General features: G+C 58.3%; 18 protein-coding genes. 7 read left to right on the forward strand and 11 right to left on the reverse strand.

Going from position 1 to position 20,467, the window contains the following annotated elements; translation table 11 throughout:
• Positions 1-1,135: 1,135 nt before the first annotated feature.
• Together CV770_RS44020 and CV770_RS42085 are read right to left on the reverse strand one after the other, a co-directional pair.
• On the reverse strand, positions 1,136-1,825 hold the full coding sequence (locus tag CV770_RS44020) for a hypothetical protein (RefSeq protein WP_349627967.1): 690 nt from the start codon (positions 1,823-1,825) through the stop codon (positions 1,136-1,138).
• Between the two features lie 295 nt (positions 1,826-2,120).
• Positions 2,121-2,294: a hypothetical protein gene (locus CV770_RS42085; RefSeq protein WP_161499979.1), complete on the reverse strand. Its 174-nt coding sequence runs from the start codon at positions 2,292-2,294 to the stop codon at positions 2,121-2,123.
• Positions 2,295-2,500: 206 nt separating this feature from the next.
• Between CV770_RS42085 and CV770_RS41510 the strand changes: the two genes are divergently transcribed.
• The 5 genes from CV770_RS41510 to ahpD all read left to right on the forward strand — a co-directional run bounded on the left by CV770_RS41510 (position 2,501) and on the right by ahpD (position 7,671).
• Positions 2,501-2,926 (forward strand): hypothetical protein, encoded by a 426-nt coding sequence (locus CV770_RS41510; RefSeq protein WP_146101259.1) that lies wholly within the window; start codon positions 2,501-2,503, stop codon positions 2,924-2,926.
• 97 nt (positions 2,927-3,023) lie between these two features.
• Entirely contained in the window at positions 3,024-4,139 is a 1,116-nt protein-coding gene (gene modC / locus CV770_RS07285) for a molybdenum ABC transporter ATP-binding protein (RefSeq protein ID WP_104461877.1), read from the forward strand.
• A gap of 63 nt (positions 4,140-4,202) precedes the next feature.
• Positions 4,203-4,874 carry a DUF2478 domain-containing protein gene (locus CV770_RS07290; RefSeq protein ID WP_349627968.1) on the forward strand — a complete coding sequence of 224 codons (672 nt, stop codon included), beginning with the start codon at positions 4,203-4,205 and terminating at the stop codon, positions 4,872-4,874.
• Between the two features lie 1,657 nt (positions 4,875-6,531).
• Positions 6,532-7,086 (forward strand): peroxiredoxin, encoded by a 555-nt coding sequence (locus CV770_RS07295; protein ID WP_104461824.1) that lies wholly within the window; start codon positions 6,532-6,534, stop codon positions 7,084-7,086.
• 6 nt (positions 7,087-7,092) lie between these two features.
• Complete coding sequence (gene ahpD / locus CV770_RS07300; RefSeq protein ID WP_502693590.1) at positions 7,093-7,671, forward strand: alkylhydroperoxidase, AhpD family; 579 nt, start codon at positions 7,093-7,095, stop codon at positions 7,669-7,671.
• Between the two features lie 198 nt (positions 7,672-7,869).
• Here the strand turns inward: ahpD and CV770_RS07305 are convergent, their stop codons facing one another.
• The 7 genes from CV770_RS07305 to nifH form a co-directional block, all read right to left on the reverse strand.
• On the reverse strand, positions 7,870-8,166 hold the full coding sequence (locus tag CV770_RS07305) for a ferredoxin family protein (RefSeq protein ID WP_104461878.1): 297 nt from the start codon (positions 8,164-8,166) through the stop codon (positions 7,870-7,872).
• 40 nt (positions 8,167-8,206) lie between these two features.
• Complete coding sequence (locus CV770_RS07310; RefSeq protein ID WP_104461879.1) at positions 8,207-9,514, reverse strand: FAD-dependent oxidoreductase; 1,308 nt, start codon at positions 9,512-9,514, stop codon at positions 8,207-8,209.
• Between the two features lie 11 nt (positions 9,515-9,525).
• Positions 9,526-10,635, reverse strand: a complete 1,110-nt coding sequence (locus CV770_RS07315; protein ID WP_104461826.1) for an electron transfer flavoprotein subunit alpha/FixB family protein — start codon at positions 10,633-10,635, stop codon at positions 9,526-9,528.
• A 994-nt stretch (positions 10,636-11,629) separates the two neighbouring features.
• A complete protein-coding gene (gene nifW / locus CV770_RS07320) occupies positions 11,630-11,971 on the reverse strand; it encodes a nitrogenase stabilizing/protective protein NifW (protein WP_104461827.1) in 342 nt (113 codons plus the stop codon).
• Between the two features lie 474 nt (positions 11,972-12,445).
• Positions 12,446-13,636, reverse strand: a complete 1,191-nt coding sequence (gene nifV / locus CV770_RS07325; protein WP_502693589.1) for a homocitrate synthase — start codon at positions 13,634-13,636, stop codon at positions 12,446-12,448.
• A 290-nt stretch (positions 13,637-13,926) separates the two neighbouring features.
• Positions 13,927-14,718 carry a nitrogen fixation protein NifQ gene (locus CV770_RS07330; RefSeq protein WP_104461881.1) on the reverse strand — a complete coding sequence of 264 codons (792 nt, stop codon included), beginning with the start codon at positions 14,716-14,718 and terminating at the stop codon, positions 13,927-13,929.
• 148 nt (positions 14,719-14,866) lie between these two features.
• A complete protein-coding gene (nifH, locus tag CV770_RS07335) occupies positions 14,867-15,751 on the reverse strand; it encodes a nitrogenase iron protein (protein WP_104461882.1) in 885 nt (294 codons plus the stop codon).
• Positions 15,752-16,327: 576 nt separating this feature from the next.
• Between nifH and CV770_RS07340 the strand changes: the two genes are divergently transcribed.
• Both CV770_RS07340 and CV770_RS07345 read left to right on the forward strand, forming a co-directional pair.
• The gene (locus CV770_RS07340) at positions 16,328-16,741 is read left to right on the forward strand and encodes an ArsC/Spx/MgsR family protein (protein WP_104461828.1); all 414 of its coding nucleotides are present in this window, start codon (positions 16,328-16,330) and stop codon (positions 16,739-16,741) included.
• Positions 16,742-17,198: 457 nt separating this feature from the next.
• A complete protein-coding gene (locus CV770_RS07345) occupies positions 17,199-17,942 on the forward strand; it encodes an OmpW/AlkL family protein (RefSeq protein ID WP_201759731.1) in 744 nt (247 codons plus the stop codon).
• Between the two features lie 432 nt (positions 17,943-18,374).
• On the opposite strand, the gene CV770_RS07350 is transcribed toward CV770_RS07345, so the two are convergent.
• Both CV770_RS07350 and CV770_RS07360 read right to left on the reverse strand, forming a co-directional pair.
• On the reverse strand, positions 18,375-18,722 hold the full coding sequence (locus tag CV770_RS07350; protein ID WP_104461830.1) for a (2Fe-2S) ferredoxin domain-containing protein: 348 nt from the start codon (positions 18,720-18,722) through the stop codon (positions 18,375-18,377).
• Positions 18,723-20,058: 1,336 nt separating this feature from the next.
• A complete protein-coding gene (locus CV770_RS07360) occupies positions 20,059-20,280 on the reverse strand; it encodes a hypothetical protein (protein WP_104461883.1) in 222 nt (73 codons plus the stop codon).
• Between the last annotated feature and the right edge of the window lie 187 nt (positions 20,281-20,467).

Genomic DNA, 20,467 nt, shown 5'->3' on the forward strand with positions numbered 1-20,467 from the left:
TGCGGCGGCATTCGCCGCGCAAGTTCTTGAAGTTGTCCCTAAGACAAAACATGGCTACGTCCACATCGCTACGCCCTGTAAAGTGGTCACAGAAGCGCTTCACGTCTGGTCTGCACGACGTGAAGACTTCCTCGGCCCGCCGATCCCGCGCACGAGCGTGTCCTGTGCACCACGTGGCTGCGATCGCGATCACGATCGCAGCTAGGGCGGCTGCACAGCGGTGCGCGTTGCAAATCCAGCTCATTCCCCGCTCTCGATTCACCAAACCTGTCTTAAGCCGCATATCCTTCACTATTATTCTTCGCCCCGCGAGCGTACTCTGTTTACCGGATGGGCGCCTCGGGAGCCACTGTCGCTGTTGCGGGGTAGCCGCAATGATGACGGCCTCTCGAATCATCTTCCCGCAACGCGCAACACGCTCATTGCGAAGAGCGAGATACAACGGAGATTGGCCGTTTAGCGCTTGTGTGGCGACTGGCTCCCAATATGGTGTTCTGCTACGCAATGCCTACAACCTGACGCTACGGTCGATTCAAGCACTTTGAGCGTCCGGCATGTGTGAATACGTTCTGAGACGGGCATACCCAGTAGGGCAGTAAGACGAACTCCCGACAACTGCAGGCCTGACCGGCTGCCCCGGGTAGGAAGGTCACCGATGTTGGTGGATGACGCTTGGCCTAGTGTAGGGTTTGAAGGCGAAAAGGGCACGCATCGAGACGATCGGCGACAAGCTGCGTCGACGCAGCTCGCTTTGTTCGCGTCCGAATCAGGCCTTGACGTGCAGAGTCAAAGAGATCGGTACGATGGGTTTCCGAGAAGCACAGAGGTTTGGACCGACAGGTCACGATACCGTAGCTGGATGGTGATTGCGGCAACCGTCACGTACCGTCGATTCGACAGCCTCAAACCGCCTGCTGCTGTTCACGGTGCGCAATTGCTTCAAACCAGCTCAGCAGCTTCTGCCTTGAGCCGCGCTGTCATGCCGGTTGCTACTAACACCGGCAGCGCGTAAGCCTGGGTTCAGCCTAGCCGGAACTCGGAAGACACCATTTGTCGTTGACTGCTGCAGGTCTTTCTGCGGACGGACGCGGACGCGCGCTATGTTCACGATTCCACTAGGACAGAAAGCGAGACTTCACATGAGGAAACTGTCGGTACGCGAGCTTTCCTTGGCCCGCAGCTTAAGTGTTGTGGCCGCAGCCATTCTGGTTTCGCCAGCAGCAGGCGCCGATGAGGATTTGATGAGCGCCGCCAAGCGGATTTTCAAGTCGATTCCCTCAATCGTTCCAGCGATGAAGGACAATCCTATAACCCATGAAAAGGTCACACTTCGCAAATCCTTGTTTTTCGATCCGAGGCTATCGGCGATGGAGACGGATATGCTCTCACTGAACAGCAAAAGCCGGGCTGAAGCTACGAAAAGGGATGCTCCTCTTGCCACAACGGAATCAACGTCGGTCGACAGGACTACTTCCCGTTCGGCATGATTGAAAGGCCAGCCGAAAGCTTGCTTCAGAGGGAGGATAAGGGTCGTTTTGCCGCAACCAAGGATCTTGGCGACGAGTATGTTTTCCGCTCGGCGCCGTTGCGCAACGTCGCATTGCGTCTCCCCTACTTCCATTCTGGTCAGGTTTGGAGTCTTAAGCAAGCGGTTGACGTGATGAGTGAGGTTCAGCCTGGCGCGAAGCTCAGCGATGAAGAAGCTGACGAGATTGTCGCCTTTCTGAATTCGCTCACCGGCCAGCTGCCAAAGGTCGATTACCCGGATACTGCCCACCCGGACCGTTGCAACCCCAAAGCGCTCCTTAGACAAATAGGCCTTCACGATAGCGGACACGCTTGTTGTGATTAGCGAGGAAGATAGCGCTGCCGCAGCGAAATCAGGCGATATCGCGGTCCAAGCTGGAGCATTCAGCAGACCCACATTGCGAGCCTCGAGCCCCAACCCGTTCGTCGGTGACGCAAGAATTCCTTAGGGGCCTGTCAAATTATCCATCTTGGGCAGCTCAATCCTGGGTCACCTCGCGTTGCAACGAAAGGCCCGTGCGCCCTGAAATGCGCCAGCAACCGGTGCTGCGAGGAAGACGCTCTTCCCTAGCTCGAGGGCACAGCATATCACCTCAGATCAGCCCTTTTTTCCAAGCGCCCGGCAGCCGACCTTCTCCTGCGCGCACATCGGAAGGTTCGCCAAATCGGATGGCATGGATTTGTGCATCATTGACGAGTTTTACGGCCGCGTGTTCGCCAAAGCACCATCTCCAATGCAAGAGGGGATGGATCTCCTCAGTTTCCATCTCCTAGATCCTGCATGTGCGGTTGGTGACGCGAGCGTACAAACCCCTACAATAAGATGCGGCGATTTAAGACGTCCGGTGGAAACCGTTACAAAGCCCCCCTTGCCGCTAGACGCGCAGATATTCCTTGAAACGGCACGCGGATTGCTGGGTAACGATGACCCAGTTGCCGCGAAGGAAGCGGCCGCGGCGGAGCCGGAGTTCCAATGAGGCTTATCCGATTCATCCTGATCGATCTGGCTTTGACGCTGCTCGCACCCGAGAATGCAGAGGCCATGACCATGGCTACCGGCGCAAACTTCAAATCGGCTACCAAAGCTGTGGGATCCTCGATGCAAATTTCCGGCTGCGAGCCAGTATTCAGCTCTGGCGTGAGCCGACATGTTTACCGTCAAACCTCTCAAGCCGCGCCATTTGGACATTCAGCAGAAGCCCTCCGCCCGGAGGAGCAGGCTCAGAACCTCGCGCTGCTGGACAGGCGCTTTGCCTCTCATTGGCAAGCGCACTGGGCAGCGTCCGATTGTCAAGATCCGCGCGGCGCGGGGATACTCAACAAGCCTCTGGTCTTAACACCGATCTGCAGTCCGCCGCCGCACCTTATACCCTCACGCGAGCAGAGACGCCGTTCTTGAGCGGCACAGACTGGATTGTCGGAGGCATGGCCATCATCTGCATTGCAGCGATTGTGTTCGTAACTTGGATAGGACGATACAGCACAGGCGCAGGTTCATGAGAGAAGCAAAAACGGGCTATATTGAGGTTGCGTTCAATGACCCTCTCGCAAATATCCCGCTTGATGCGCAATTCAGGCTACCCGCCAAAGGCGTCACAGCGATTTTTGGTCCGCCCGGGTGCGGCAAGACCACACTCGCGCGCTGCATCGCTGGCGTGCAGCGTCTGCCCAGCGGATTTTGTGCGGTCGATGGAGAGATTTGGCAGGATGAGACGACGTTTCGACCGCCTCATCTGCGTCCCGTCGCATATGTATTCCAGCTATCAATTCTTCCTTCTCATTGGTCTGTACGGCGCACCCTCCTATATAAGGCGTCAAAATCGACACCGACACTGATCGATTTTGATGGTGTGGTCGAATTGCTCGCCTTGGCGCCACTGCTCGAGCGCTCCCCATCACATCTTTCCGTGGCCGAGCGACAGCGACTTGCCCTTGGCAGCGCGCTGTTAGGCCAGCCTCGGCTACTTCTGCTGGACGATCCACTCATTGTGCTCGACCGCTCCGCCAAATGCGAGATCCTGCCATTTCTCGAGCGCATGCGGGAAAAGCTCCCATTGCCGATGATCTACATCAGTCATGATCTCGCTGATATCGAGCGCTTTGCCGATCATCTTGTCATGATGAAAGATGGCTTCGTGAGTGCGGCCGGGCCGCTCAATGTCGTTCAGAGCGATCCGGCGCTTGCCAGGCGCGGCGAAGCGGCAGTCTGTCTTGATACCTTGGTCGGCGGCTATGACGGACGCTATGGGCTGATCACGCTCCGCCTCAACGGGGCACGCCTTCTGATACCTGGAGTGCCGCTTAGACCGGGCGCGCAGCTGCGGCTGCGCATCGCAGCCAGCGATGTCAGCATCGCGTGCGAACCTCCACGTGCAAGCTCTATCCTCAATGTATTTCCGGCACGCATCAAAGCCTCTCTGCCGTTCGACGAGGCGGAGGTCACCTTGGTTCTGGCTCTTGAAACTGGCCGTTCTGGCGTGCCGCTTTTGGCGCGCATCACGCGCCGCTCCTTTGATGCGCTACGGCTCAGCAATGGAGCGGACGTTTTTGCGGAGGTCGCGCGCGCCGTTCCGCTCGGGGCTGCCGAGCGGTGCTTGCAACGCGTGCCATGATCAGCATGAGAGCGTTCGACAGCTATGCCCCGATACGAGAAACACATCAACAGGAACCCCGCCGTGATCGATAATCTGGATGAGATAGATCCGAATAGTGTGGGGGCTATTCTCTACCGTCCAAAAGATGATGTCGATAGGCTACTGGCCGATTTCGCTCGGGATATCGCGCAGCAAGGCGTACGCATCGGCGGCATCGTGCAGCGAAACTCGAGGTGCGCAAATGGCACGCATGTCATGCTCGCAATCGACGTTGCGACGGGACAAGAGATCTCGATTTCTCAGCCACTCGGCAGCGGAGCTATGTCCTGTAATCTCGATACAAATGGGCTTGCCAAGGCCGCAGCTGTCGTTTCCCAGGCACTTCGCAACGAGATCGATCTTCTCGTGATCAACAAATTCGCCAAACAAGAAGCAGCCGGCCGCGGCCTGCGCGCCGAATTCGTTGACGCGATCACCCGAGGCGTACCAGTCCTGACAGCCGTTCCGAAACAATGCCTTGCCGAGTGGCGAACCTTCACCGCGGGCGTTGGCACGCTGCTGCCTTGCGATCGTCAATCCTTGGAGCAGTTGGTGGCGCGATATTTCAACGCGCGTCGCGCGCAGCGGGGCCTTCAGCCCCAGCTGCGGTTATTTGGCGACGACGATACCGGACCGACGACAGTCAGACTGTCGAGCACGTCGTCTCCGACATCGCCAATCAAACTCTTCCACCACCTCCAAAAACAGCCTTAGCTCTGGCGTTCGCTCCGACGCTCTGTGCCACGTGACGCCTCGCGAACGGCCGATTGCGGACCTTCAATGGCCAGACGTCGCAGTTCAACCAGCCGCGCGCGCTAACCAGTTCAAGCCGACATCAACCCCTCAGTCGGTTCTGCAGTGCCTGCCGGTCGACTACGAGATTGCTAAGGTCCAGGTCTGGCTGTCGTCTCCCCGCCAACCGCCTGGCCAGCCCCGCGCACCGTCGAGCACGAAGACACCGCCATCGTAGCCGTTCCTCTGCTGGCGTATGGAGGCGTTTTGCAGGTTGGCCCCCACACGTTGTGCGAGCATGGCTGCAGGGCTATCATTGTGCCCCTTGGCGCAGTGGTAGTGGTTGGCTACGGGATTGTTGCGATCGCGGCGGTCCACCAGCAGCAGCGACCAACGGGCCGCGGTGATTGAGGTCCGTAGCGCTGGCATCGTCCACGGGCATGAAGAGGAAGTCCGCTGTATCCTTCCCATTCCGATCATCGTCAATGCGATGGAATGCGCGGAGCACATCCGCCTCGGCCCGTTCTCCCTTGATGACCTAACTCTTCATAGCCGCCCAGAGCCACACGCCGGTGCACCGTCCACAAGAGCCTCCAGCGCAAAAAAAGCCGGCCGACGAGTTGGATGCCTGAACAAAAGAGACCCCCATCGCACCGAGCTCGCGCATTACACACACTTGCCCAACCTTGCCTGCTGCAGCAGAGCGCCCGCCCCTGAGCGGCATCGCTAAAACGTCAGTCCAAGAGAAACGAAAGCCAACTTGCCTCATCCCGAAGAGCAACGGCGTTCGCGTACTCTCCCGGGCAAGGTCGAATGAGGCACATCGGGATCGAAATTGGGCTGATCCATCGCCGTTGGAAGAGCTACCGGGATTTGATACTTGCAACGCAACGTTCTGCTTCGCATTCGATTCTTCACGTTAATGCCCTCACATCCGCGACAAACCGCGTCAAGCCTGCACAGCCACATACCCTAAGATCTTGAGACATTGAGGTCTCTCACTTGACCATAAAGCTTCAGAGTGTTCGCCGCATGTATGCTCCGGACTGTACAACCTGACGCTACGTAGAGTCCAAGCCCCAATCGCCGCCGACGGCGAGCCTGGTTGGCTTTCAAGCGTTTCAGGATCCGGCAAACCCTCGAGCCTGGTGATCTACCGCCCCTTCAAGCGCCTCAATGCGCGAGGCGCCGTAGCCTATGATTACTCGCACCTTATTTGGCAACGGGGAGCATCTGACCTTACTAGCGCAATCTGTTGTCGCGGAGATACAGCCACTCTTGTTTGCGCCAGATGCTACGCACTGCACGCTTCGTCAGGTTCAGTATTTCCATTGGATCTCGGCAGGCCCACAGTCATTTGGCACGTTGATGGCGAGACGAGGCAGTTTGCTCTGAGGGACGCAGAACGGGCTCAGACCAAACGCTTGCAAGCGAACATCTCAGGCGGTCGCGCAAAGCAAGACTGTTTTCATGAATTCTGCCAAGGAATCGCTTGGCTACAGATTTTTCGCCGATCGACGCTCTAAGCGCGCGGGCTTGCCTGTATCAAAGCCGCTGGAATCCACTCCTGAGAACGGATGGCATATAGCTTGCTTCAACAGTGAAGTCACCTTCCAGAAAGCAAATTTGTGAGGACAGCATGCTCGGAATTGGAAGTCAGTTGCCGCCGTTCGAAATCACAGGAGTGAAGCCCGGTTTTCAAGCGCAGGAGGAACGAGGACAGAGTGCATTCGAGACGCTGACCGAAGCGAGCTTTCCAGAAAAATGGAAGATCATCTTCTTCTACCCGAAGGATTTTACCTTCGTCTGCCCGACAGAGATCGCTGAGTTTGCCCGGCTTTCCAAGGATTTCGCCGACCGCGATGCGGTTGTACTGGGTGGTTCGACTGACAACGAGTTCTGCAAGCTCGCTTGGCGGCGCTCACACGTCGATCTGCATAATCTACCTATATGGCAGTTTGCCGACACAAAGGGAACGCTCGTCGATGGTCTTGGGGTGCGTTCACCCGAAGGGGTTGCCTATCGTTATACCTTTATTGTTGACCCCCAAAACACGATCCAGCACGTCTATGCGACCAACCTCAGTGTCGGGCGCAGCCCTAAGGACACGCTCCGCGTTCTGGACGCGCTGCAAACCGACGAGCTCTGTCCCTGCAACCGCGAAATCGGCGGCGAAACATTGAAGGTTGCTTGAGGCATGTTGTCGATCGAACAAATAAGCGACAGGATTCCCGATTTCGCGAAGGACGTCAGGCTTAACTTGACCTCGTTGGTGGCCGATGAAACGCTTTCGCCGCAACGAAAATACGGGTTGCTGCTGGCGAGCGCGATTGCCACCCGCAATGCAGCCCTCATTGCCGCGATCGAAGCGGCTGCGTCCGCCGTGATGACGTCTGTGGCGATCGCCGCAGCGAAAGCCGCTGCCTCCGTGATGACAATGAACAACGTCTACTACCGCTTCGCTCACCTTGTTTCCAACCCGGAATACAAGATGATGCCTCCACGGCTTCATATGAACGTGATCGGCAATCCCGGCGTGGACAAGTCCGATTTCGAGCTGTGGTCGCTTGCGGTCTCCGCCATAAACGGCTGCGGCGCCTGCATCGACGCACATGAGAAAACACTGAGAGCCGCGGGCGTCAATGTCGAAGCGATCCAGACCGCCGTGCGCTTTGCCGCGATCACGCAGTCAGTGGCGATCGCAATCGAGGCCGCTGGGCCCAACCCTCTCAAGCGGGAGACTGATCCTTCCTCTCCCATCCGATCGACTGCGTTGTGACGCCACTCGGTGACGCCACAACCAGTCCTTCGTGGCTTCCGAAAGAGCCGGACATCGGCAAGTCATGTCTTGCCTGGCGTGCCCATGAAGAGTGTCTTGCTCGAATCCCAGGCGCCGTGCATGTGACGCGGAATGCGCTACAGATACGGTGAGATCCGGTCGCTTAACTCGGTCGCACCATGGCCCTTCGTTCCACCATCACCCAAACTTGAACAGCACTCCATATCCGCCGCGCGGATGGCTCCATTGGATGTCGCCGGTGGGCTCGGCGATCACGCGGCAGGTACCGCACTCGATGCAGCCGTCAACTGTTATCTCGACCCGGCCGTCATCGTTGAGCTCGTAGCACCGCGCGGGGCAGGCTTTCAAAAGTGCAAGTAGCTGCGGCGATGGCGTCGTGTGCGCCCGGACCTTGACGTGAGGGTAACCGACGTCAACAAGATAGCGGTTGTAATACAGCTTGTCTTCGACGCGCACCGGGGGTTCGACATTCATGCTTTGATCTTCCATTGTTGGACTTCACACACTGTTGCGATCAGCGCCAGGCCCGGGCGAAACGACAAGCATCGCCGAACAGACCTGTCCATGACCGCGCCTTGACAAAGGATTTCAGGGTCGCCTTCTCCTTCTCAGCCTTCGGCGTACCATCGACGCGCACAAAGTCTTGCATCGCCTTGGAGATGAGCTGCGGATAGGTGAGAAAGAAGTTTTGTGAGTGAGTATGCATCAGGGGCGGCAAATCCTTGTACTTCTTTAGATCTTTGACGACGAAGGAATCGTCCAGCATCTTCTTGTAGATCGACAGATTTGTTGCACTCATTGGCTCGCCGCGCGATTTCACCAGACCTATCGCTTCGGCGGCGATGCGGCCGGAAGTCATCGCTAGATTGGAGCCCTCACGATGAACGGCATTGTTGAGTTGGGCCGCATCGCCCACGACCACCCAGCCCTCCCCATAAAGCTGCGGGATCGACTTATAACCGCCTTCAGGAATGAGATGGGCCGAATATTCCTTGACTTCGGATCCTGCTATCAGGGGCACCACAGAGGGATGCCTCTTGAATCGATCGAGCAGGCCGTAGGGCGTCTGGCCCGTGCGCTGGAAGTCGGCGACGAGACAACCTATGCCGAGCGAAATGCACTCTTTGTTGGCATAGATGAAACCCATTCCGGTCATGCCGCGGGAAATGGTACCGGCAGCCTCAATCACGACGCCTTCATCGCCCTTGAGATTGAAGCGTTCCTCGATAGTCTCGCGAGGCAAGAAGTGCATCTCCTTTACCGCGAGCGCAACATTATCTGGTGTCGGGCGCGCGCGCAGCCCCGCGCGCGTCCCGAGCAGGCCATTGACCCCTTCGGCCAGCACGACGACATCGGCGTGTATTTCGCCGTCTCCGCGATCTGTACGAACACCGACGATCCTTTCACGCTCGTCCCGTGCGAGCTCGGTGACGGTCGTCTCGCACAGCACGGTCGCGCCAGCCTCCCGCACCTTGGAAGAGAACCATTTGTCAAACTGGGCGCGTATAATCGTGTAGCGGTTCGGCCGTTCCTCGTTGAAGTCCTCCGAGCGGTAATGCATGCCGACATGGGAGTGATCGTCCATCATCCAGAACCGCTGCTCGATCAGGTGACGTTCGAGCGGCGCCTCCTCTCGAAACTCGGGGACCAGCTTCTCCATCATGTCGGCGTAGAGGATGGCGCCCTGCACATTCTTCGATCCGGGATATTCGCCCCGCTCGAGCTGCAGCACCTTCATGCCGCGTTTAGCCATGGTCAATGCCGCCGCGTTGCCGGCCATACCGGCGCCCACCACGATCGCATCGAATCTCTCTTCAATCATCATCATCTCCTCTAGACTGCGATACGGGCGCGCGAATTCGGCAAAAGCCGGGCACGAAATGCGGCCGTCAGCGCCGGTAGCAATTGCATGGCGTCACTGACGATCGCGAGATGGGCGAAGTCGAAGATCGGAGCGTTCTTGTCAGTATTGACGGCGACGATCAGATCCGCGCCCTCCACGCCAACCCGGTGCTGGATCGCGCCGGAAATGCCGGCGGCAATATAGAGCTTCGGCCGAATGGTTTTGCCCGTCTGGCCGATTTGCCGGTCAGACGTAACCCACCCTTTTTGCACGAGAGGACGCGAGCAGCCATATTCAGCGCCAAGCAGAGTTGCGAGCTCGCGCACCAACCGAAAGTTCTCAGGCGATCCCAATCCTAGGCCGCCCGCAACCACTACATCGGCATAGGCCAGATTGGACGTTTCTGCATCGCGGTCGGGAAGGAACGACAATACTTTTGTTACAATATCATCTTCGACAATACCGAGCGGATGGACGATGATACGAGCGGCATCGCGTACGACGCGCTCAGGCATCGGCATGACCCGCGGGCGTACGGTTGCCATCTGCGGACGATAATTCAAGGTATAGATCGTGCAGAGCAGCGAGCCACCAAAGGTTGGACGCGTCGCCGCAAGAGAACCATCGGCGTCGACCTCCAGCGCGGTGCAGTCGGCAGTGAGCCCCGTCGACAGGGTCGTCGCCACGGAACCTGCGAGATCGCGACCGAGGGTCGTCGCCCCCAACAGTAGGATTTCGGGTTTGTAGGTGTTGACGAGTTCGGTTAGCGCTTTGGTATAGGATTCGTTGCGGTAATCCGACAAAACATTGTCGCTCACGAGATAAGCCAGATCGGCGCCATAGCAAAATGCGTCAAGCGCGGCGTTACGTGTGTGCTGCCCCTCCGGACCGATAACGACAGCGGCAAGGTTCACCTTTAGCCTATCGGCAAGCCTGCGGCCCGCACCCATGAGCTCCCAGGAAACCGGATGCACCTGGCCACGCTCCAGCTCGACGAAGACCCAGACGTGCTTGTACGCCTTAAAGTGCTCCGGCAGTTCTTTTTTGGCTGCTGCGCGGCCGGCCGCCGCCGGCATGGCCGTTCTGGTGACATTGCTCATGCTCTAAATTCCCCTCGAAAATAGGCGCGCCCGCGCCACACGTTGCTTTTTAGGTTCGTTAACTGAAGATCACTTTGGGTCAGCAAGTGGCCGGCTGCTCTGCCCCGTCTGCTTGGTCCGACCGGCCTCACAACAAGACGCGTCGTCGCGATAGACGTACCGGTCCCGCCGGATTTGGATAGGCCTTCCACGCTAGAGCCTTGCGCGCGAGTTTCGACGGGCGCCACCGCGGCGGCCAGGGCGTCGCGGTGATTCTGACCGGTCGCTTCTATGCCTGAGTTGACGAGTCCGTTCGCTGCGCAATACCTGCGCCTCACTTTCGGCCCAGCGGCACCACATCGACTGTGACGACGAGGGCGATCCTCGCAACGCACCTGTCACGCGATCCATGCCGAGCCTCCAGCGCGGACAGCCCGTATGGGCCGACGTTGGCCCTCTTCCTGACGCATGTTGCAATCCGCCATGAGATGGATACAAATCTGAGCGGAATCCGGGGCCGATTTGATGCGGACGACGCTGTGCATACCCTCTCCAGGTGTAGCGCGAACGGGCGACTTATCCATTGACCACCATCTCACCGTTCATACGGAGCCTTGATCGCGTCAAAGACAGTTTCGAACGGACCTGGCGCGATCGTATGCCACGAGATGATGGCGCAGGGCTCGGCAGGCATTAAAAGCAGCATCATGGGTCTTCCTTTAATCTCATCTCGGACGACTACCATCTATCGGCATCGATGATCGGATCGGCAGGACAACAGCAAGTGTCGTACCAGTTGCAAAAAACACTGAATGTCAGTCGAAAGTAATGGTTTGGCAGACACTTGAATATCCGCTGATACCGTGGACACGACCAGTCCAGACATGGGTCGGGAATACGACAGCCGCCGCTCGGGTGATAGCTGCAGAGAGTTGACCCGGAGAAAGACGAAGGCCGCACATCGGGTTGCCACGGTGCCCCGTCGGGCACACCTTGCTTGCAGTGGAACGCTAGATCACTTCAGCTCGCTCAATGGGACGAAGGCCGCCGCCTTCTTAGGGTCTGCGACCGCCGCCTTCAAAACCTTGAACACTCGCTGGTCGATCGGTGACGATGCCACGAAATCGGCATAGGCCTGCTCCAGCATCGCCTTGCACCGAGCTCTAATTTCCGGTTCTGCGGCACCAGCAAATTGCTCTTTTGCAAAATATTGTCCCATGCGCTTTAAGATGTGAAGGCGCGCGACATTCACGATTTTAGGGTCGTAATCGACGTCAAGTAGCGAAAAAAAATCCTCTGCCGACGAGGCCTTGCTGAGCCGATCCAGGATACCGGCTGCCGGGGATGAGTTGATCATGGAAAATCTCCTTCGGATTAGCTCTCGACGGTAAATGAGATGGGGTTGTCCCTGTTGACTGCTGCTGTCCTGCCTCGCACAGCTGGTGCACATCGCCAAAGCCTGACTCCGGAAAACGAGCCATCAACTTCGCTGCCCGATCAGCAGGTCCGCCGGTGACGACGTCGGTCCCGATGAAGATTTGGGATCAATGGCCAGACCACGATCGAGGTTGACGCTCGTCAGGCCGGTCGCCGGACCGGAAATCAGCCGCGCGAGAAGACGCCGATTGGCAGTCCGGGGACGGCTCGCCGTTGGGTAAGAGATCACAGCATGTATGGCGGAACGGCAAGTAAGATCTGGAGGTGAGATGGCGCCAGAGGATCTGACGTGCGAAAGCTGGACGCCGTTCGCGCCCATCAGCGATATCGAACACCGTCCTTGCGGCGCGTCGGTTTGCGAGTGGTCGACGCAAATATTGTTGGACACGGCTTTTCACGCGGGGTGGTTTGCCAGGCATCCGCACACGTCGCGCCAGATCGCCGCCACGGTTTCGCGCGCGACCGGCCGCTTGTGCTCGATGGCATATTTGCGGACTTGCGACAGAATCTGTCTGGCTTGATCGGGGCTGGCGACGAGCTTCAGTTCATCGAGTAACGCGGTGATCGCCCCAAGTCCGGAATGCTTGCCGATCACAAAGCGGTTGCAGCGACCAAGCAAAACGGGATCAAGCGATTGATAGGTGCGTTGATCCTTCAAAAGGCCATCGACATGGATGCCGGATTCGTGCGTAAATACATGCTCCCCGACGATGGCCTTGTTCGTAGGAATCGCACGTGCGGCCGCGGCTGCTACCACCGCGGCGACGTTCTCGAGCTCCGGGAGTATGATGCCGGTCTCGCGCCCGTAGAGCTGCTTGAGTGCGACCGCGATTTCCTCGAGCGGGGCATTTCCGGCCCGCTCGCCCAGCCCGATGACGGTCACTGAGGCGTGGCTCACGCCAGCCTTGATAGCGGAGAGCGTGTTGGCAGTTGCGAGTCCGAGATCATCGTGACCGTGAAACTCGAGTTCGAGATCGGTCGTCGCACGCAAATTCATGACCAGCGCGTAGGTTGCGTCGGGATCGAGCACACTGAGCGTATCTGCAATACGAAAGCGACGCGCGCCCGCGGCTTTTGCAGTTGCCATCAGTCTGATGAGAAAATCGATGTCGGCGCGGGAGGAGTCCTCACCACCGACGGCGACCTCAAGTCCGCGCGCACAGGCATAGCCTACCACTCGCTTCACCCGTTCCAGTGCCAGGTCGCGATGACCACCTAGCTTGGCCGCGATCTGTACATCGGAGGTCGGGACCGACATATTTATCATGGACACCTTTGCTTCGATCGCCGCGTCGACATCCGATTCCCGCATCCGACACCAGCCTATGGTGGTCAGCGGAAGATCTGCTTCGACAATGCCGCGAATGGCGGCGATCTCCTCGTTGCCCATCGCTGGCGTTCCCGCCTCGATCTCCGTGACTCCGGCCCGCGCCAGCGCCTGCGCGATCGCCAGCTTTTCCTCTGTGGTGAACGCAACGCCAGGTGCCTGCTCGCCGTCGCGTAATGTCGTGTCGTTGAGCACGGTGGGCTTGGCGCGCACCTGGTCGGACCAAGACGATTCGGCGGCGGTGCTGGCGGCAATCACGCGAGAGCTCCTCATTGTTTGACCTACCTAAGCTTCAGCAACCAGCATGCCAGCCTGTCGTCCCAGGCAACCCTCTGACTAAGCTAACGCTTCCGTCCTCGACCTTCTTCAGCAAATGGATTGTCGCAAATGCGACAGGCTCATGAAGCGGACGCCTTGCCTGTTGCCCCGCCGAGTTCGAACGTTAATGCAATTGCGGCGCGCAGGATGTGAGATTTGTCGCGGAGCACTTGAGCCCTCCGCCGCTTTGGACACATGGTCACTCGCTCGAAACGGCGTCAGCCGCGCCCTCAACCTTCCGCGCGGCTCACCAAATCCGGCGAGGCTTTCTCCGATGATGGTGCGATCGCGGACCCTTGTGGCAGTTCAGATGGCCAGTCGCCGGCAACGACCGGCCGAGCCGCCTGCAACAGAAAATCGCGCCGGCGCTCGGCCATCCGGCTCTCACCGCTTTCTTCGCCGAAGCAAAGGTTGAAGTCGACACATTGCGTGCACGCGGGTGTTGTGCACATCACGAGGCCTTCGTCCTCGCAAAGCATGCGGTAGAAGAAGCGCTTCCAGCGCATATTGTTGACATTGCGCGCGGCGAGCGGCGCGAAATGGCGGCTGAGCAGACGAGAGAGTTCGCCACGATTGCGCAAGCCGAGAGCTTCCCACAGATGGTCTGGCTCAATGGCGCGGCGCGCGATCATCGCAGCCAGCCAGCGGCCGATATCCCCTTCAGTCGAGCGTTGCTTGAGCAAGAAATCGCGCAGCATTGCGATCTCGTCGTACTCTTCGCACTTGAAAGCCGAGAGCTGCTCCGCGAGCTTGATCTCAAGGGAGGGAAAGTACTGCTCCAGCAAGGCCGCCAGGTCAAGGCCGCACAGGCCGGCCTTCTCGGGAAGGGAGCCACCATCCATTGTGGCAGCCGCCAGGATGGACGCCAGGACATGGCGGTCGAGATTGCTGTCAATGGCGATATCGGCATCTGCAGGAGGCACACCGGTGAGCAGGCTGTAGGTTGCAATTCCCCTGTGCATCTGGCTGTTGGCATCAACGGCACAAGCAGCCATCAACGGAAGGAAGTGCGCTTCGGACATAATTTTGCGGGTTTCCACAGTGGTCAGGTTTGCCCGCCGCATCCTGGTTTTGGTCAGGCTCGATCGTTAGAATGCCGGCCTCCCGGGATGGGCGGTTTGGGAGACCGGCACCCGTCGCGCGCCTTCACAAGGCTGCGACACGCGACCTTTACGACGCCGCGAACTCGGCGGCGGTCTTGCCGATGATGGATTCGTCTACGGCCTTCATAATGCCATGCTCCATCAGCATGTCCTCAAGCTCGTCCATGGAGATCGGGGTCGGGATGATGCCCTTGCCGCCATTATTGTGAACCTTGGTCGCAAGATTGCGATAGTGATCGGCCTGCTTGGACTCGGGTGCATACTCGAGCACCGTCATGCGGCGTAACTCGGCATGCTGCACCACGTTGTCGCGCGGCACGAAGTAGATCAGCTGAGTTCCTAGCTTCTTGGCCAACGCTTCCGCCAGTTCCAGCTCCTTGTCGGTCTGCCGCTCGTTGCAAATCAGACCGCCCAGCCGCACGCCGCCAGAGTTCGCGTATTTCAGGATGCCCTTGGAAATGTTGTTTGCGGCATACATCGCCATCATTTCACCGGACATCACGATATAGATTTCCTGCGCTTTATTCTCGCGGATTGGCATCGCAAAGCCCCCGCAAACGACGTCGCCGAGCACGTCGTATGAGACATAGTCAATGTTCTCGTAGGCGCCGTTCTCCTCCAGGAAATTGATCGAGGTAATGACGCCGCGCCCGGCGCAGCCGACACCCGGCTCAGGACCACCGGACTCCACGCAGCGAATGTCCTTGTAGCCGACCTTCATTACGTCCTCGAGCTCAAGGTCTTCCACGCTGCCGGCGCTCGCTGCAAGGCTCAAAATCGTGTCTTGCGCCTTGGCGTGCAAAATCAGGCGGGTCGAGTCCGCTTTCGGATCGCACCCCACAATCAGAATTTTCTGACCCATCTCGGCCAGCGCCGCCAGCGTGTTCTGCGAAGTGGTCGACTTGCCGATGCCGCCCTTCCCGTAGAACGCGATTTGTCTCAGTGAAGACATGTTGCTCTCCATCAACCGATTTGCCAAAAGTTGCGCGCTTCTTGCGCGCGAGCTTGTTTCTCTCTCAGAAACGGGGGCACACGGGTTCAAGGGAAGGAGCGCATCGCTCGCCTTACGCGTCGGCGTGCACTCAGCCCTCACTCAGTGTTGCTGCCGCTTATTAGCAACCGCCGTGCCAACGCTTGACCACGCTCCTTAAGCATCTGATTACGCTTCTAAAAACCAACCAGCCGTGGAGTGATCCTGGTTGTTTCTGATCCGACAGGATCTGCGCGGCTGTCAGAAAGCGAACAACGACCACAACCATTAACGCGAAAAGCCGATTTGGCGGGACCTGTTCCGATGCCTTCAGGTGTGGAACGGAACTTGCTGCTGTTCTCGCAAGTCGAGCGATTTGAGAAGCGTGAATATGCCGGTCGGGCTCAAAACCTGGCGGACCAGAGGCGAGTGTTGCAAATACAGTACAGCGCTTGGTGCGCTGACATTGGAAATGATCGGGCAAGAAATTCGAACCGGCTCACGAAAGCAGCAGCGCCGTGCCAATCGTTCAGCTCAGCGCGCTCACATAGGTATGTCGTGGCGACAATCATCTTTTATCAGAAGCTCGGCTGCGCCACTAACGCGCGTCAGATTCAAGCGCTGAAGTCCGCCGGCCACGACGTGATCGCCCAAGACATCTTGAATAAGCCATGGGATGCGGAGGAGTTGCGCCAGTTTTTCGGCAACATGCCCGTCGAGGCCTGGTTCAACCGAGCCGCGCCCCGTATCAAGTCAGGCGAAGTCAATCTCGATACGATCGACGCGGCAGGCGCACTTGCATTGATGGTAGGCGATCCGCTCCTGATACGACGACCGCTGATCGACGTAGACGGCGCACGATGTGCCGGACTCGATCATGAGCCCGTGCTGTCGCTGCTTGGCCGCAACACGCAAGATAATCTCGAGGAATGCTTCCACAAAGCAAACCGCACGCGTTGTCCACAGACGTGAGGAAACGGCGGAGCGTACCCCCAGGCCATCAAACGAGGCAAAGAATGACGTTCCCCACTTCCGGCTTCCTTCACCGGTAGTAACCGAGGGGATCTTCGCTGAGACGGCCGGCGCGAGTGGCTGCCCCGTAAGGCGGCATCGCCCATATTGCGCTCGCATGCTGCGCTTCTCGCCTTCGCAAGGTGTGAGAGGCCGCCGCAGTTGCCGCCTCTATCACCCATGACTCCGCGGCCTGGATTGGATCAGAGCACCAAGCCGAGAGACAGTTTCTTGAACACTTCGGCTCTCTTGACTGAAATATCGATCAGAACAGACCACCACGCTCCGCGGTCGTGATCCTTATGCAACTTAGCGGCATAATTGTGCGACGGTCGCTCCCATTTTGATCGGTATCAAATCCTCCGCCATTCCCCATGTGTGCAGAGATCTCGCCCGGCTCCTCGCGCGAACTTATGGAATGGAGACTTCGATGAGAACAAGGACAGTTCTGACGGCGGCATCGCTCCTCGCACTAGCGAGCTCGTTGGCCAGCATCTCCGTACGGGCTGCGGATCTGCGTCCGGCTCCGGTCTACTATAAAGCGCCTCCAATCGAACCCTTCAATCCATGGATGATCCGCCTGCGCGTGCTCGGCATTTTGCCGGATACCGCAGGAAGCTCGGTCAACGTTGCCGGGACGCCCTCGCTGTCCTCACCAAGTTCCGGGCTTTCGATCAGCTCTCAAGCCATACCCGAGCTCGACATCACCTATTTCTTCACGAAAAACGTTGCAGCTGAACTCATTCTCGGCGTGACCAGCCATCACATCAGCGGCAGTGGCGCGCTCACTGGGCTCGATATCGGCAAAGCCTGGCTGTTGCCGCCAACACTGACGCTGCAATATCACTTCACAGATTTCGGCCGGCTCAAGCCCTATATCGGCGCGGGCGTCAACTACACCGCATTCTTCAACCAATCGGCAGCGAATACCTCGCTCGCCGGACTTGCCGTGACGGATTTGCGCATCAGCAACCAATTCGGCGCGGCTGTCCAATTCGGCTTCGATTACATGCTTGATCGTCACTGGGGCCTCAACTTTGACGTGAAGAAGCTGTGGCTGCGGCCGGAGTACTCCGCGACCGTAAACAATGCAGTTGCCGTCACCGGGCGCGCCAACATCGACCCATGGCTCGTCGGCGGCGGCGTCACCTACAAGTTCTGAGGCTAGGACAGGACCCAGTTGATCAACCGGACGCGGCGAGCTCATCGAGCGCGTCTCTTAACCCCACCACAGCGCAAGGAAGGAGCGAGATGACGCGGTCAATTACGTATCATCTCGCGAGACGCAGCAGCCATTCGCAGCATTGCTCTCGCTGCGAGCTACGGATCGCGTGCCATGAGTGACGGTACACAAACAGACCGACCCAGTTTATGATCATATTCTTGTTTCATCGCGCGTTGCAAAGGCGCCATTTGCCTATTGGGCGGAGAAAAACGGCGGCACGCCGCGCCAAGGTCAATGACCTGCTGTTCGCAGACCCGGAGCGTGAGGCTTCCCCTCAACCTCAGACGATCTGAGCTCCGAGCGGCCCGCTCATGGACGGACAAGCCGTCCATGCTTGCTAGCTCGGCAAGTGGCCGCTAAGCGAAGCTTCTAGCCTCGCTTTAGCACCATCACAAGGCGGTCGACACGTTTGTCCTGCTTGAGGTGGGAGTTTACGATTTCGTCAACGTCCTCAGGCGTGGTCGCGCGATACCACACTCCGTCAGGATAAACGACCATCAACGGACCGGAGTTGCAAAAGCCAAGGCAGCCTGCCATTGTGAAGCCAATATCGTAGAGGCCTTGCGCTTCGATCGCCTTGCCCATTCGATCCCACAGGGCTTGCGCGCCGGAGGCGCCACAGCTGCCGTGCGGATGAGTTGGCGGACGCTGCGTGTTGCAGGCAAAGACATGATGCCTATAAAGTTGAGGAAGCTCGAATTCGGTTTCTGAGTTCATGCGTCTATCCTGTGATCAATGCGCTTCATCTGAAAGAGCCAAAGTGCGAGCACATTGCCCCCCACAATCTCTTAAGATTGAACGCCGCATCGACCAATTGCTGCTAGTGATTCCTACTCGCGCTTGCGAAAAGCGGCGAAATGAGCGGGCACCATCGTGATTGTCGTCGCTGAAGATCAGCGATAGATACCTTCGCGTCTGGAGCAGCCTCCTTGATCAATTTCAACCACTTCTCCCGTCATCGCGGTCTTTTCCCGTATCACTTGCTCACCATCCAACTTCTCCAAAGCAAGTCGCGCACCAGATACGTTACGTTCGTTTCTGCAACGATCCCTTGCTTTGCCCGGCTCGACTCACAACTATTGCCGAAGTTGTGACAAAAAATGTCGTTCGCTTCTGTTTCGGACACGACAAACGTCGGCATAGCGTTTGACCTCCCGCTTCAACCTTCTGCAGTTCGTACGCAGGATAAGCGAGAATCTCGGCTATTTTGCCCAGCTCTCACGCTAACATATCTTGGAATGAGCAGCGATCTTCATGAGCCTCCCGCCGCCTACCGAGGAGCCTTTATTCTCGACGATCGCGCGGTGACTCGAGCGCTCTGTTCTGCCATGGCGTGATCGGCTCGCCGCGTCGCCCGGCGCGAACCGACAGCAACTTTTCGCTGCCTGCTCGATTTTGCGAGCTAAGGCAAGAGCAGCTTCTTGGTGCGGCGAAGGTCGCGGAGCGCAAGGCCGTAATCCACGCCAAGCCCCGTTTTGTCTCACAAGTCAAAAGCCGTGACACCCATCTGCCAACGCTAACGAGTAGGACGGCCTCATCCGACGGCAAAGCGCCTCAGGCAGTTCGAGCACAACAAAGCGATGGGCTCGTTAGTGGGGATGGACCGTTTTATCCATGGTTTTGTCGCTGTCTCCGAACGGGCCGGCAAACCGGGTCCTCTAGCAGCTTGACGCCGCAGGCAGACATCACCTCCGATCACGGCGAGCGCTACCGGCTCAAGCGATAGTCTATCGCTGGGGCCGTCGATGCACATCACAGTGTCGATCTCGAATCTTGCACCGTGCCGGCCGCATCTGAGAGAGGAGCGGTCCACCGAAAAAACTCGCCGGAGCCGACGTTGAGCCGGACGCTCTCATGCGGACAATGATTGACGTAGCCAAGATAGTCGTTGCCGAAGGTGCGCACCACAATAACAGGAAACGGCCGGCTCTCGCCTCTATCATCGATCCGCGACAGCTAAACCCCATGGCGCCACGCCGCCCGATGGCATCGACCGGACAGACGGCAAACCCCTCGATTCGATCGCTCATCAGGTTGCCGTTGATCGGTTCGCTCATCCCAGCCTCGCAGTTTCCTGCTTGAAGGCTTCGATCGCAGTCCGGCTCAGCCGAAACGTCCCACGGCCACGAGCGAGCGGCCGATAAGCCGAGCTGGCACGGGCGTTGAGGACATCAAACCATTGGTTCGGCGTGAGCTTCGCCGGGCGCTCGCTGATTTGGATCACCCTCCCGTTCGGACCGAAGCGGACGTGGATGATGACTTGTTGCGAGTTCATATCGATCTCCTGTTCTGGTAACTCCAAGGTCCCGAGCGGACACTGACGATCTCGACTGTGAAGTGCGTGGTTTCGGCACCTTGGCGCGTGGGCCTCAAGCCGCCCATGGACGCGGCGCCTTTGCTATCGAGCAGGACCTCTTCGCGTCGCTTGAAGCATCTCTTAGGTTCCCTTGCTCATGGCTCGC

The organism is Bradyrhizobium sp. AC87j1 (assembly GCF_002936975.1).
In the GTDB taxonomy this organism is placed as follows: Bacteria; Pseudomonadota; Alphaproteobacteria; order Rhizobiales; family Xanthobacteraceae; genus Bradyrhizobium; species Bradyrhizobium shewense.

Coding starts and splice junctions, on each gene's coding strand:
- CV770_RS42085 (WP_161499979.1), bottom strand. CDS start 2,294: ATGGAAACTGAGGAGATCCATCCCCTCTTGCATTGGAGATGGTGCTTT.
- CV770_RS41510 (WP_146101259.1), top strand. CDS start 2,501: ATGAGGCTTATCCGATTCATCCTGATCGATCTGGCTTTGACGCTGCTC.
- modC (WP_104461877.1), top strand. CDS start 3,024: ATGAGAGAAGCAAAAACGGGCTATATTGAGGTTGCGTTCAATGACCCT.
- CV770_RS07295 (WP_104461824.1), top strand. CDS start 6,532: ATGCTCGGAATTGGAAGTCAGTTGCCGCCGTTCGAAATCACAGGAGTG.
- CV770_RS07305 (WP_104461878.1), bottom strand. CDS start 8,166: ATGAATGTCGAACCCCCGGTGCGCGTCGAAGACAAGCTGTATTACAAC.
- CV770_RS07310 (WP_104461879.1), bottom strand. CDS start 9,514: ATGATTGAAGAGAGATTCGATGCGATCGTGGTGGGCGCCGGTATGGCC.
- CV770_RS07315 (WP_104461826.1), bottom strand. CDS start 10,635: ATGAGCAATGTCACCAGAACGGCCATGCCGGCGGCGGCCGGCCGCGCA.
- nifW (WP_104461827.1), bottom strand. CDS start 11,971: ATGATCAACTCATCCCCGGCAGCCGGTATCCTGGATCGGCTCAGCAAG.
- CV770_RS07330 (WP_104461881.1), bottom strand. CDS start 14,718: ATGTCCGAAGCGCACTTCCTTCCGTTGATGGCTGCTTGTGCCGTTGAT.
- nifH (WP_104461882.1), bottom strand. CDS start 15,751: ATGTCTTCACTGAGACAAATCGCGTTCTACGGGAAGGGCGGCATCGGC.
- CV770_RS07345 (WP_201759731.1), top strand. CDS start 17,199: ATGGAGACTTCGATGAGAACAAGGACAGTTCTGACGGCGGCATCGCTC.
- CV770_RS07350 (WP_104461830.1), bottom strand. CDS start 18,722: ATGAACTCAGAAACCGAATTCGAGCTTCCTCAACTTTATAGGCATCAT.
- CV770_RS07360 (WP_104461883.1), bottom strand. CDS start 20,280: ATGAACTCGCAACAAGTCATCATCCACGTCCGCTTCGGTCCGAACGGG.